10 protein-coding genes and 2 pseudogenes are annotated in these 12712 nt (G+C 66.5%); 7 read left to right on the top strand and 5 right to left on the bottom strand.

All coding sequences use genetic code 11. The annotated features are described in order from the left end of the window. Positions 1-46 precede the first annotated feature (46 nt). Genes D620_RS0102405 through D620_RS0102380 form a run of 6 tightly spaced genes read left to right on the top strand, consistent with a single transcriptional unit; the run spans position 47 to position 5351 of the window. Entirely contained in the window at positions 47-1144 is a 1098-nt protein-coding gene (locus D620_RS0102405; protein ID WP_017664188.1) for a putative sulfate exporter family transporter, read from the top strand. After that, positions 1141-2631, top strand: a complete 1491-nt coding sequence (locus D620_RS0102400; RefSeq protein ID WP_017664187.1) for a glycerol-3-phosphate dehydrogenase — start codon at positions 1141-1143, stop codon at positions 2629-2631. The genes D620_RS0102405 and D620_RS0102400 overlap by 4 nt, the downstream gene beginning before the upstream one ends. Continuing rightward, entirely contained in the window at positions 2628-3200 is a 573-nt protein-coding gene (locus D620_RS0102395; RefSeq protein ID WP_017664186.1) for an NADPH-dependent FMN reductase, read from the top strand. The genes D620_RS0102400 and D620_RS0102395 overlap by 4 nt, the downstream gene beginning before the upstream one ends. Continuing rightward, positions 3200-3811, top strand: coding sequence for a 3,4-dihydroxy-2-butanone-4-phosphate synthase (locus D620_RS0102390; protein ID WP_017664185.1), 612 nt, complete (start codon positions 3200-3202; stop codon positions 3809-3811). Before D620_RS0102395 ends, D620_RS0102390 begins: the two co-directional genes overlap by 1 nt. Next, positions 3808-5025 (top strand): molybdopterin-dependent oxidoreductase, encoded by a 1218-nt coding sequence (locus tag D620_RS0102385; protein WP_017664184.1) that lies wholly within the window; start codon positions 3808-3810, stop codon positions 5023-5025. The genes D620_RS0102390 and D620_RS0102385 overlap by 4 nt, the downstream gene beginning before the upstream one ends. Then, positions 5022-5351, top strand: coding sequence for a hypothetical protein (locus D620_RS0102380; protein WP_017664183.1), 330 nt, complete (start codon positions 5022-5024; stop codon positions 5349-5351). Before D620_RS0102385 ends, D620_RS0102380 begins: the two co-directional genes overlap by 4 nt. 1871 nt (positions 5352-7222) lie before the next feature. Here D620_RS0102380 and D620_RS15905 read toward each other — a convergent pair. The 5 genes and pseudogenes from D620_RS15905 to D620_RS15500 form a co-directional block, all read right to left on the bottom strand. Further along, positions 7223-8074: pseudogene (locus D620_RS15905) on the bottom strand (hydantoinase/oxoprolinase N-terminal domain-containing protein); the annotation flags it as partial. A 45-nt stretch (positions 8075-8119) separates the two neighbouring features. Further along, complete coding sequence (locus tag D620_RS0102370; RefSeq protein WP_017664181.1) at positions 8120-9307, bottom strand: acyl-CoA dehydrogenase family protein; 1188 nt, start codon at positions 9305-9307, stop codon at positions 8120-8122. A 264-nt stretch (positions 9308-9571) separates the two neighbouring features. Beyond that, complete coding sequence (locus D620_RS0102365) at positions 9572-9916, bottom strand: hypothetical protein (RefSeq protein ID WP_033375985.1); 345 nt, start codon at positions 9914-9916, stop codon at positions 9572-9574. A gap of 10 nt (positions 9917-9926) precedes the next feature. Beyond that, positions 9927-10379, bottom strand: a complete 453-nt coding sequence (locus D620_RS0102360) for a TonB-dependent receptor plug domain-containing protein (protein ID WP_017664179.1) — start codon at positions 10377-10379, stop codon at positions 9927-9929. Between the two features lie 432 nt (positions 10380-10811). After that, positions 10812-11326: pseudogene (locus tag D620_RS15500) on the bottom strand (DDE-type integrase/transposase/recombinase); the annotation flags it as partial. Between the two features lie 662 nt (positions 11327-11988). Here D620_RS15500 and D620_RS0102350 point away from each other — a divergent pair. Further along, positions 11989-12537, top strand: coding sequence for a PilZ domain-containing protein (locus tag D620_RS0102350; RefSeq protein WP_017664178.1), 549 nt, complete (start codon positions 11989-11991; stop codon positions 12535-12537). Positions 12538-12712: the final 175 nt, after the last annotated feature.

The raw sequence follows: 12712 nt of genomic DNA, 5'->3' as shown, positions 1-12712 counted from the left end.
ACCGTAGGACACAAGCGTGGGACAAGGGGGCGAGGCGGCAACAGCGATGAAGCGCGGATCGACCCCTGATTTCGAGGCTTACGCCGGCGATCTGTTCGGCGAGATCATGCTCGCCGACAGCGCCGCAGCCGATGCCGCGCGCGGCGTGCGAAAGCCGCTGTCGCGCTTCGTGCCGGGCCTTGCGATCAGCGCCATCGCCGGCGCGGCGGCGGCGTGGCTCAGCCAGAATTACGGCGTGCCGGTGATCCTTGCCGGGCTGCTGATCGGCCTGGCGGTGAACTTCGCCGCCGCCGATCCGCGCACGCACGATGGGCTCGACGCCGTCAGCCGCCACGGCCTGCGAGCCGGGATCGTGCTGCTCGGCTTTCAGGTCACCGCGATGCAGGTCGCACAGATGGGCATCGTGCCCTTTGCCGGGCTTGCCCTCGTCATGGCCTCGGCGCTCATCGCTGCCCTCGCCGCCGCGCGCGCGACCGGGCAGAGCCCCGCCATCGGCCTCTTGGGCGGCGGGGCGACCGCGATCTGCGGGGCTTCCGCAGCGCTCGCGCTCTACGGCGTGATCGGACGCGAGCGGATCGACCAGGCGCTGTTCACGCTCACCCTCGTGATCCTCGCCGCCGCCAGCGCCATCGCGCTGGTCACCTATCCGCCGCTCACCACCATGCTCGGTTTCACCGACGCGCAGGCGGGGTTCCTTGTGGGCGCATCGATCCATGACGTCGCGCAGGCGATCGGCGCCGGCTTTGCCATCTCGGACACGGCGGGCGCGCAGGCGACCGTGGTGAAGCTGACCCGTGTGGCCCTCCTCGCCCCGCTCGTCACGCTCGCCGCCTTGTGGATCGCGCGGGCAGAGCCGCTCCCTGCTGGCATAGGCCGGGCGCGGGTGCCGGTGCTGCCGGGCTTCATCCTCGCCTTTCTCGCGCTGGTCGGCGTCAACTCGCTCGTCACTCTCCCTGCCCCGCTCGCCGCCCATGCGCTGACTTTGTCGAAGACTTTGCTGCTGCTCGCGGTTACGGCGACCGCGATGCGCACCCGCACCGATCTCTTGCTGGGCCTCGGCTGGCGGGCGGTGATGCCGGTGCTGGCGGCAACCATCGCCAGCCTCGCGGTGGCGCTCGCCTATGCGCAGTGGGTGATCGGGTGAGCCAGATTTTCGACCTTGCGGTGATCGGCGGCGGCGTCAACGGTGCAGGCATCGCGCGCGATGCCGCCGGGCGCGGGGCCAGGGTGCTGCTGCTCGAACGCGGCGATCTGGCGGCCGGCACCTCGTCCAACTCCACCAAGCTGATCCACGGCGGCCTGCGCTATCTCGAGCATTACGAATTCGCCCTGGTGCGCGAGGCCCTGTCCGAGCGCGAGGTGCTGTGGGGCATCGCGCCGCACATCATCTGGCCGCTGCGCTTCATCCTCCCCCACCGCCCCGGCCTGCGCCCGCGCTGGCTGCTGCGGCTGGGGTTGTTCCTCTATGACCATATCGGCGGCAGGAAGCGGCTTCCGGCGGCCGAGAGCGTCGATCTTGCCCGGCACGCAGCAGGCGCGCCCCTGAAACCCGAATACACCCGCGGCTTCGCCTATTCCGATGGCTGGGTCGACGATGCGCGCCTCGTGGTGCTCAACGCCCGCGATGCGGCGGATCGGGGTGCGGAGGTGCGCACCCGCTGCGAGGTCACGGCGCTCGCCCGCGAGGGGGACGTCTGGCGGATCGAGGCGGGCAATCAGGTCTTCCACGCCCGCGCCGTGGTCAACGCCGCCGGCCCCCGCGTGCTCGACCTGCTCGGCCGCGCGGGCGAGCCTTCCTCGCAGAAGATGCGCCTCGTGCGCGGCTCGCATATCGTCGTCAGAAAGCTGTTCGACCACGACTTCGCCTATTTCTTCCAGCTGCCCGACGGGCGGATCTTTTTCGCCATCCCCTACGAGAGCGACTTCACCCTGATCGGCACCACCGATGTCGATCACAAGGCCGGGCTCGACGAGGTCAAGGCCAGCGCGGAAGAGATCGCCTATCTGTGCGCGGGCGCCTCGGAATATTTCCGCACCCCTGTGACGCCTGCCGATGTGGTGTGGACCTATTCAGGCGTGCGCCCGCTGGTTGACGATGGCTCGGGCAAGCCCGAGGCGGCGACCCGCGGCTACCGCTTCGAGGTTGACGGCGGGGCAGATGGCACCCCTGCCCTGCTGTCGGTGTTCGGCGGCAAGATCACCACCTATCGGCACTTGACCGCCGAGGCGGTCGAGCAGCTCCAGCCCTTCCTCCCGGCGCTGGAAGGTGGCGACTGGACCGGCACCGCACCGCTGCCCGGCGGGGATTTCGGCATGACCGGGGCGCAGGCGAAGATCGCCGAACTCGGCCAGCGCTACCCCTTCCTTGCCCCGCGCGAGGCGCAGCGGCTGATCCGTCTATACGGGACCCGCGCCTTCGATTTCCTCGGGAAGGCGACCGGCGCCGCTGATCTCGGCGCGGATTTCGGCCACGGCCTCACCGCCGCCGAAGTCGATTACCTGGTCGCACAGGAATGGGCGCGCGAACCCGAAGACATCCTGTGGCGCCGCACCAAGCTCGGCCTCCATTTCTCGCCCGCACAAGCCGCTGCGCTGGCGGCCTATCTCGCTGAAAGGATTTCCTCCGCATGACCCGTATCGTAGCCCTTGGCGGCACGGTGAACCCCGGCTCCTCGACCGAACAGGCGCTGCGCCTTGCCGCCAGTATCGCGGTCGGCGAGGGGGCCGAGGTGACGGTGTTCGGCGGGGAGTATCTCGCCGCGCTCGCGCATTACCGCGGCCCCGGCTACACCACGGCAATGGGAGCCGAGATGGTCGAGGCGGTGCGCGCGGCCGATGGCCTGCTGGTCGCCGCCCCCGGCTATCACGGGACCATATCGGGGGTGGTCAAGAACGCGCTCGATTACCTTGAAGACCTCGCGCGCGATGACCGCCCTTATCTTGATGGCCGCGCGGTGGGCCTCATCGCCACAGCTTTCGGCGATCAGGCCTCGATGAGCACCCTGCTCACCATGCGCGCGATCACCCATGCCCTGCGCGGCTGGCCGACCCCGATGGGCGCGACGATCCGCACCTATCAGGGCATGTTCTCCCCCGATGGCGAATGTCTTGACGAACGCGCGCGCGGGCAGCTGGAACTGGTCGGCAAGCAGGTGGTGCTGGGCGCGAAGAGCTTTGCGGCGGGAAGGGATCTGGCGTGATGCGCGCGGGTCTCGACGCGGCGCTCGCGGCGATTGCCGCAGGGCGGATCGTCGTCATCGCGGGCGATGCCTTGCGCGGGGGCGACATCGACCTGATGATCGCCGCAAAGCACGTCACGCCTGAAGCGATCAACGTCATGGCCACGCATGGCCGCGGCCTGATCTGCCTGGCGGTGACGCCCGGCCGGGCGGCGCAACTGGGGCTGAGCCTCGTCAATCCCGGCACCGCGCGCCAGACCGGGCGGCCCTTTGCGCGTTCGATCGAGGCGGCGACAGGCGTTTCGACCGGCATCTCCGCCGCCGACCGGGCACATACGGTGAAGGTGGCCATCGCCGAGGGCGCGACCTCGGCGCACATCCATTCTCCCGGCCATGTCTTCCCGCTGATCGCGCGCGCAGGCGGCGTGCTGGAGCGCGCGGCGGCGTGCGAGGCCTCGATCGATCTGGCGCGGCTTGCGGGCGCGGGCGATGCGGCGGTGATCTGCTCGATCATGCGCGACGATGGCGAAATGGCGCGGCTTGAGGATATCGGCGATCTGATCGCCGGGCACGGGCTGGAGGTGGCGGATATCGCCGCGCTGATCGAACGGCTGGAGGGCGTCAGGGCATGAACGACAGCAGACTTTCCCGCCGCGCGCTGATTGCAGGGGCCGGCACCGCGGCGCTGGCGGCACCGGCGCTCGCCAAGCTCGGCGGGATGATCGACCTGGGCCTGCCCGGCGGGCCGGGCCTCAGGCCCTTGAGCCCTGCCTTTCCCGGCAAGGGCGAGATGATCGTCCAGCGTATCCGGCCCCCGCTGCTCGAAACCCCGATGGAGGCGTTCGCCAAGGGGATCATCACTCCCAACGACCGGATGTTCGTGCGCTGGAACTGGCCCTTCCCGACCGAGGTCAAGGCGGCCGAACACCGGGTGGCGATTGGCGGGGCGGTGAAGCAGGCGGTGTCATTGAGTCTCGACGAGATTGCAGGCGCGGGAGAACATGTTGAAATCGTTGCGATAAACCAGTGCGCTGGCAATGGCCGGGGTCTGTCGGAGCCGCGCGTCACCGGCACCCAGTGGGGCAACGGCGCGATGGGCTGCGCCAAGTGGACCGGGGTGCGCTTGCGCGACGTGCTGGCGAAGGCCGGGCTCGCCGAGGGCGCAAAAAGGGTGCGCTACGCGGGTCTCGATGTGACCTTAACCGAGGGCGCGCCGCAGTTCATCAAGTCGCTGCCCATGGACATGGCGATGCGCGATGACGTGCTTGTCGCCTGGGCGATGAATGGCGAGCCGCTCCCCATACTCCACGGCTTCCCCTTGCGGATCGTGGTGCCCGGCTGGTTCTCGACCTACTGGGTCAAGATGCTCGCCGCCATCGAGGTGCTGACCGGCGAGGATGACAGCCACTACGTCGCCGAGACCTATCGCTGGCCGAGCGTGCCGGTGACGCCGCAAGCCAAGGACTTCCCCACCGTCCCCATCACCGCGATGCCGCCGCGCGCCTTCATCACCAGCCATGCCGACGGCGCGGTGGTGGCCAAGGGCGAACCGCTCACGCTGGAGGGCTTCGCATTCGGCGGGGACGCGGCGCTCGAACGGGTCGATCTGGTCGGCACCGGGAGAGGAGGGGGCTGGGAGATCCCCTGCGACCTCGGACCGGACGAAGGGGGGCAATATGCCTTCCGCCGCTGGTCGGTGAGGCTGCCGCAGGTGGCGGGCGACTTCGAAGGGATCGGGGTGCGGGCGAAGAACGTCAAGGGCGCCGTGCAGCCCGAAAGCCTCGTCTGGAACCGCTCGGGCTATGCCCGCAACGTCATCGAACGCATCACCCTGAGGGCACAATGAGCCGGCTCGCCATCCTCCCCGCGCTGCTCATCCTGGCGGCCTGCGACAGCGCCCCTGCGGTCACCTTCAAGGATGCGAGCATCACCCTGCCCGATGATCCGCTGGAGCTTCCCGAAGGTCCCGGGCGCGATGCCGTGCTGGAAAACTGCACCGCCTGCCACTCGCCCTCGACCATGCTCCAGCAGCCGAAGGTGTCCCGGGAGAAGTGGGAAGCGATCGTCGGCAAGATGCAGAAGCTCTACAAGGCCCCCATCGACGATGACGCAGTGCCCGCCATCGTCGGCTACATGGTGCACGTCCAGAGCCAGCCGGAGGCGGCGCGCTAGCGGTTGGGTGCCGGCCGGGCAAGCGGGGGGGCAACGCCGGCCGGCACCCTGCACTGCATTCACCAGCCGATGCGGATGGATGCGCGCAAAGCATAGCCGATATTGCCGAACTGCTCTTCCAGTCCGAGCTCGCCGGCGATCTTGTAGCTGCCGTCCCCGCCCAGCACCCGCGTGCGGGCAAACCAGCCGCTGTCGCGGGCTTCGGGGGTGAGCGTGAACAGCGTGCCGGTGTTGTAACGCGCGCGGGTCGCGCCAAGCTCGCTGGTGAGCAGTTCGCGCCAGCCGCCCTCGGCCTCGATCCTGAGCCAGCCGCGATCGCGCGCCTGCATGCCGAACAGGTCCGCACCCACCGCAACCGCGCCGTTGATGCCGATCTCCTTGCTCGCGCGGTCCGCGACCGTGAGGTTCAGCGCCGTGCCGCCGCCCGCTTCGGTGTAGCCATCTTCCTTGAGGCGCAGGTAATCGACCACCACCGAGGGGCGGAAGAAGAAGAATTGCCCGCCCCCCTCGATCGAGGCGCCGCCGGTTGCGGTGACGAAATCGCCCTTCCAGGCGCGGGTGATGGTGTAGTTGGCAGCGCCCGTGCCCGAACCTGCAAAGACCCGGCTGCCCGAGAAATCGGCCTTGCCCGCCCCGGCGCGGGCGAAGGCGATCACCGGACCGAACTTGCCCCGCCAATGCGCGCCCGCCTCGTAGCTGTCGGAGAGGACGGAATTGTCGAAGGGTCCGTTCTTGTGCTTGTTCCACAGCCAGCTGCCGGTCACCCCGAAAGCGCCGAACCGGGTGAGGTATTCCGCCCCGCCGCGGAAACCGAGACCGGAGAGATCGAAGGCGGCGGTCTGGCCACGGTCCTTCTCTACGTTCCAGTTGGCAAAGTCGGCGATGATCCGGAAACTCCCTTCCTCGTCGAAAGGCGAATTGGGGTCCATGAAGTGCCGGTCGAAGGCGCGCAGACCCTGCGAAATGCCCTCGAAGCTGCCACCGGCATGGTCGGGGAGGGTCTGGGCGACATAGGCCTGGAACACCGCCGCAGTGTTGATGCCGAGGAACAGGTCGGCAACCTTGATGTCCTTCGAGAAGGCGGCGAAAAGCCCGTCAAAGGCAGCCGCTTCGGAGGCGTTGAGGCCCAGTTCGGTGTTGGCCTTGCGGCTGATCGCGACATTGATGTTGTTGCCGCTCACCGCGAGCGCGGCCTTGTAGAGGAACGGCACCAGCGCGCTATCGGCGGCGAGGTTGTTCGCGCCGGTCAGGCTGCCTGCCGAAATGACGGTGTAGGTGCCGACGGCCGTGTTGATGTCGGCAAGACGGATCCGGATCTTGGCGCCCGTGCCGAAGCTCGCCGCTCCGCTGACGGTGATCGCGGTGCTGGTGCCTGCCGTCCCGCCAAGCGTTGCGCCGATCACGCCGTTCGCGCCAACATCGAGGCTGGCGATGCTGGTCGGTCCGATCAGCGCCAGCGATCCGCCGCCGATGGTGACGGCGACGTTCTGCGCATTGAGAAGCCTGCCCGCATAGGCCGCCGTCCCCGCGAGGCTGAGCGTCCCCGCCCCGCCGCCGAAATCGGCATTGCCGTTCATCAGGGCATCGCCGCTCATGACAAGGCGGTTGGTGCCCGCGCCAAAGCTGACATTGCCGGCAAAGCCCCCGTCGGCGAGCTCGAGCAGGTCAGAGCCGCCGCCGAAGCGGATGTCGCCGGTGATCGTCGGTGCACTCACCCCTGCCGCAACCGCGGTCTGGCGCACGATGCTGTCGCCGGTGCGGGCCGACAGGTCGATCGCGATGTTGCGGGTGGAGGTGCTGTCCGCCCCGGTCGCGGCGATCGTGCCGCTGTTCTCGATCAGACCGAGCGTGCCCGAGCGATCAAGGATGGCAATGTCGAAGCCGATAAGCCGCCTGTAGCCGAGCGGTTCGCAGGCCGCCACCATCCCCACCACGCCGCCCGACGGGCCGGAAAGGATCGCGTCCTTGCCGCGAAACGCGCCGACTTCGGCGAGGCCGCCGTTCGATTGCATGAACCTGAGCGCTCCGGTCTCCGGCAGGCTCGCGGCGAGCCGGTCGGTGTAGCGCCGCAGCACGGGCGAGAGGTAGGCATCGACCACAGTGGTATCGCCGCGCGGGATCAGCCGGATCAGCGGGGCGACCTCGTGGCTGACGCTGACCTGCGCGAAGCCAGCCTCGCGCGCGACGGCGGCGAGGCGCGCTTCGTGGTCGCGGTGCTGCCAGCCATGCATCAGCACGATGGCGAGCGCATCGAAGCCCTCGTTGCGAAGCTGTGCGAATGCGGCGCGGGCCGCGACCTCGTCGAGCGGGCGCAGCACAGTGCCGTCCACCGCGACGCGTTCAGCGATTTCAACGACCCTGGCAGAGAGCTGTTCGGGCAGCACGATATGGCGCGCGAAGATGTGGGGCCGCGCCTGCGTGCCGATCCTCAGCGCGTCGCCAAACCCGCGCGTAATCGCCAGCGCCAGCCGTTCGCCGTTCCGTTCGAGCAGCGCATTGGTGGCGACCGTGGTGCCGATCCTGAGCTCGGCGACGGGCCCCTCCCCATGCTCCGCCATCAGCCGCCGCACCGCCTCGCTGGCCGCGTCGGCATAGTGGCCGGGGTTCTCGGACAGGAGCTTTGCCGTAACCAGCCGGCCATCGGGGGTGGTGGCGACGACATCGGTGAAGGTCCCGCCGCGGTCGACCGCGAAGCGCCAGGCTGGAGGAGATGCCACAGTCATGCCGCCCCTGTTTTGACCAAGGGCTGCGACAAAGCAACCGCGCCGCTAGTGCTCCTGCGCCGCCTTCCAGTCGCGCCGCAGCTTCTTGGCGAGGCTCCACTTGTGGACTTCCGTGGGCCCGTCATAGATGCGGAAGGCGCGGATCTCGCGGAACATGGTCTCGACGATGGTCTTGTCGGTCACCCCCGTCCCGCCCATCACCTGCACGCACTTGTCCGCGACCCGCATCAGCGCTTCGGACACGGCGACCTTGGTCATCGAACTTTCGGCTGTGCCCAGCGATCCGGTGTCGAGCACGCCCGCGCACCAGTCGATCATCAGCTCGCACTGCTTCAGGTCGATCATGTTCTCGGCGAGCATGAAGCCCACCCCCTCATGGTCGATCAGCGGTTTGCCGAAGGCCATGCGGCGGTTGGCATAATCGGTCGCGATTTCCTGTGCGCGGATGCACCCGCCGAGCCAGCGCATGCAGTGCGACAGGCGTGCCGGCGACAGGCGGATCTGGGCGTATTTGAACCCCTCGCCGGCATCGCCCAGCATCTGGTCGGCAGGCACGCGCAGGTTGTCGATGGTGATTTCGGCATGGCTGCCGGGCATCGAGCTGTCGATGGTATTGGGCACGCCGGTGATCCGGATTGCCGGATCGGGCAGATCGACGAGGAACATGCAGGCCCCACCCGCGCTGTCAGGATCTTCTGACTTCGCCATTACGATCCCGACCTTGGCGCCCTCGGCCCCGGTGATGAAGCATTTCTTGCCGTTCACCACCCAGTGGTTGCCATCCTTGCGGCAGGTGGTGATCATCATCGAAGGGTCCGCACCCGCCCCGTTCAGTTCGGCAGGCTCGGTCATGAAGAAGGCCGAGCGCGCATGGCCCGAGACAAGCGGATTGAGGAAGCGATCCTTCAGATCGCGGCTCCCCACCTTGCCGATCAGATACATGTTGCCCTCGTCGGGCGCCTGGGTGTTGCAGGCCAGCATTCCCAGCGGCGTGAGGCCCGATCTTGTGAGGATCACCGCGGTCTCGCGCTGGTTGAAATGGCTGCCATCGGGGCGGATATGCGGAGTCAGCACACCCGCCGCGCGCGCCAGTTCGCGCAGCTCCATCACCAGCGCGTCGGTCGGCGCGCCGTGGTGGTCGCGGCGCGGGTCCTGCTCGTAGGCGAAGATCTGCCCGCGCACGAACGCCTCGACCCTCGCGGCCATCTCCAGCGCTTCGTTGCTGATCGTCATGCTTGAACCCTTCCCTTGTATCGCCCTGCGGCCACGAGGCGGGCTGATGCGCGCGCCTGGCCGTGGCTTCAAGTGGTGAAAAGGGTGAGGCGATGGTGGCGATCCCCGCGGGCACGGCCATAAAGCCCTCTGCGCTCCCAGCAGATTGTTGCGGCGTGGGCGGAGGGGTCGCTCCGCCCACGCTCGCCCCCCCTTGTGCCGACAACGTTCAGGCCACCCATGACACGCAGGCGCCTGTGACGATGCCACCCAACCGGAAAACCCTCAGGGCCGGTAACGCGCCTCGGTGGGGATCACGACGTTATTGGCCTTGGCATAGGCCTCCCATTGCCGCGCCAGCTCGGCAAGCTTGGCGGGATTGGTCGCAGCAAGGTCGCGCGTCTCGCCCGGGTCGGCGGCGAGGTTGAACAGGCGCCAGCGGCCATCGCCGATGTCGGTGATCTTCCATTCGCCCTGGCGCAGCGCGCGCGAGCCGAACAGCTCGGTGCCCAGCGCATCGCCCGGCCCGCGCACCGCGGCCGCCTTGCCGCGCAGCCACGAGGCCCAGCTGAGGCCGGTGATCGGGCGGACCGATCCAGGGCTGGCCGGCTTGCTGGCTGCTTGATCCACCCCGGCGAGTTCAAGGACCGTGCCCGGGCCGCGCGTAGAATACATCGTCGATGTAGAAGCCGACGCCGGGATCGAGCCCGTCATTGGTGAGCGCGATGTTCGCCCCGAGGCCGCGGATGTTGATGTTGGTGTTGCGCGGGTTGAAGCTCACCACCTTGAGGCTGGGGACGAGCTGCTGGAAATCGCCCAGCTGGTTGATGCCCGCATCTTCGATCGTGCCCGCATCGATGACCGAGATCGCGACCGGGATGGTCTGCACGTCTTCATCGCGGCGGCGCACGCCGGTGACGACGATGGTGTTGCCGGTGTCAGCCTCGGCGGTCCCGGCGGCATCGACTGCCCCCTCGGCCAGCGCGGTGGCAGGGACGGTCTCGGCAGCATGGGCCGCCGAACCGATAGCAAGGCTTGCGGCGGCGGAGGTCAGGAGCAGCGCCTTGCGCGAAAGGAACAGAGAATGTGTCATGGGTCAGAAAGAAGCCTTGGCAAGGCCCGCTACAGGCGCAGCCTCCCCACACCGCAGGCCATGGTGGCACAGCGGGAGACGCATGCAGCGGGCGATGAAGATGTCGCGGATGAAGGACAGGCAGAACCGGGCGCGCGCCGCGACGAAGCGGCAGCGGCACCGAGGAGCTGTTTCAGGCTACACGCCGCCGCAACGGGGCGCGTCCGGTCATGGCTGTCAGAGACTACAGGGGTCGGTTCGCATCGTATTGCCTCATCATCAATGGGAGGAACACGAAGCCTGGCGCTGCCGCCCCAGCATCGCGCGCTTTAGCTTTTGGTGACGCGGAGCAAGCTGCTTCCTGATCAAATGCCGCGGGCCCTTGAGCGGGCCAGACTTGCGGGAGGGAATCCCCTCCAGCACCATCTCAACTAAATCAGTTGAGATAAGGCGTCAAGCGCCTCGCAGCTCAGGGCGGCGCAAGAAAATCTCTGACCCTATGATAGCTCGCCTTTGGATGCTGCCCGGACCCTCCGGCATCGCGTAAAAGCGCTCCCCGGCCTCGGCAGGCGGGATGTTGCCGATGGGCGCGAGCAGGCGTCGGTTGTCAATCCAGTCCACCCATTCGAGCGCGGCCCATTCAACAGCTTCGAAGGATTGCCACGGTCCTCGTCAGTGGATCATCTCAGCCATGTAAAGACCGTTGATCGTCTCGGCCAGGCGTTGTCATAGCTGTCGCCGACGCTTCCGACCGACGGTTCGATCCCGGCTTCGGCAAGGCGATCGGCATACTTGATCGAGACATACTGGGTGCCGCGGTCGCTGGGGTGGATCAGGCCGCCACGTTGGACGGGACGCCGATCATGGATCGCCTGTTCCAGGGCATCCAGCACGAAGCTGGCATGCGCCGCCCTGCTCACCCGCCAGCCCGCGGTTTGGCGGGCGCAGACGTCGATCACGAAGGCCACGTCGCCCTCCTTCCTAGACATTTGCCCACCGCGAATGCGCCTCGCATTGAAGTTTGGCTGATACGGACTGCGGCATTTGACCCCGAATTACATCCGAACGAATGCATACCGAATGGGTAATCTTATTTTAACAAATATTTAGAGGTCGGATCGCTATTTTCAAAAAATCAAGAGAACAAAAAAATTAAAGAGGAGGTGGCACACGAGAATGAGTATATTGGATTCCGCCCGCGGTATTTTTGAAAATACAAGCAGCGGAGATATTATTGAATACGGATTGGTTATTATGCTTATTGTGATTTCTATCGTAAATGTCTTGTGACGTTTCAAACAAGGCCTTCACAATAAATTTCGAACCGTTGAAAATGCATGAGAAGAGCAAGAGCTAACTGAGGTGGGCAGCGACCCTGTCTCCGGTTGCAGCACGTTCAGGTAGCCACCCTGCCATTACGGATACCGCCGCTCGATGTAACGTCTGGTCCCGGTGCATCGAGCGGCGGGCACACCGGGGTAATTCTCCGTTGAGCCGAATGATTCTCCTCGATGATGAAATCAGATAACGTGAACATTCCCCATCCTCGGTCGGCAACCCCGATCGAAACCGGCACGCCGCAAGTTCCGCAACTGAAGAACTGCACGACGATTTGCAAAAGGGGGCACCGATGCCGCTTCGGGCGGCAGTAATCGCAGCTGCGGCTGAACCGGTGGTCGAGGCAGGTACACTGGTCCCCCTGGAAAAATTCGCTGGAGTCACCTTCGTGGAGCGTTATTTCACCCGCAAGGGCATGGCAAATGTCACCATCCCCGAGCTGCGCGCCTTACCGCGAATGCCGATGGCTTTCCCCGCAAAGCTCGCCTGCGTCTATGGCACTCTAGAGTGCGAGCTCCTCGATCTTTCGGGGGTCGGTGCGCTTGTCAGATCGGCGAGCCCGCTCTCTCTTGGTGCAAGCACCTACCTGCGCGCCGGGCCATGCGAAATCTTCGCTGTCGCCGTCCGCAAGGACTCCAACCAGGAAGCTCCTGCTTTGACCGGCGTGATGTTCGACGACCGGCTGACGCGGGACCAGATCGCGAGCCTTCGGATCTATGCACGGGACTGGATCCGCATCGAGCAGCGCAGAGAGTATGTAGCGGCAAGGGATTGGTGGAACGCCGGCATCGGCCAGGGCGAGATCGGCATGGCTCGACAAACGAAGATAACGCGAGGGTGAGATTACGTAGTTTCGCTAGGGACGAATCCGCAAAAAAATATCATATTTAATATACACAAGACATTCTTACGGATACGTCCGTTCCGATGTATGGCCTTGAGAGGCAAAGGCCGGCTAAGTCGAAGCGGGCTCAAGCGTCGACAGCCGCACGATTGTGGATGCACTGTTTCCCGTC

Source organism: Porphyrobacter sp. AAP82 (genome assembly GCF_000331285.1).
Classification (GTDB): domain Bacteria; phylum Pseudomonadota; class Alphaproteobacteria; order Sphingomonadales; family Sphingomonadaceae; genus Erythrobacter.
Note: the sequence above shows the minus strand (reverse complement) of the source record. Positions and strands in the feature narration are given on the sequence as shown.

Excerpts from the sequence above, each read along its gene's own strand:
- D620_RS0102350 (WP_017664178.1), top strand. The coding sequence starts at position 11,989 with ATGCCGCTTCGGGCGGCAGTAATCGCAGCTGCGGCTGAACCGGTGGTC.
- D620_RS0102370 (WP_017664181.1), bottom strand. The coding sequence starts at position 9,307 with ATGACGATCAGCAACGAAGCGCTGGAGATGGCCGCGAGGGTCGAGGCG.
- D620_RS0102395 (WP_017664186.1), top strand. The coding sequence starts at position 2,628 with ATGACCCGTATCGTAGCCCTTGGCGGCACGGTGAACCCCGGCTCCTCG.
- D620_RS0102360 (WP_017664179.1), bottom strand. The coding sequence starts at position 10,379 with ATGACACATTCTCTGTTCCTTTCGCGCAAGGCGCTGCTCCTGACCTCC.
- D620_RS0102380 (WP_017664183.1), top strand. The coding sequence starts at position 5,022 with ATGAGCCGGCTCGCCATCCTCCCCGCGCTGCTCATCCTGGCGGCCTGC.
- D620_RS0102390 (WP_017664185.1), top strand. The coding sequence starts at position 3,200 with ATGCGCGCGGGTCTCGACGCGGCGCTCGCGGCGATTGCCGCAGGGCGG.
- D620_RS0102385 (WP_017664184.1), top strand. The coding sequence starts at position 3,808 with ATGAACGACAGCAGACTTTCCCGCCGCGCGCTGATTGCAGGGGCCGGC.
- D620_RS0102405 (WP_017664188.1), top strand. The coding sequence starts at position 47 with ATGAAGCGCGGATCGACCCCTGATTTCGAGGCTTACGCCGGCGATCTG.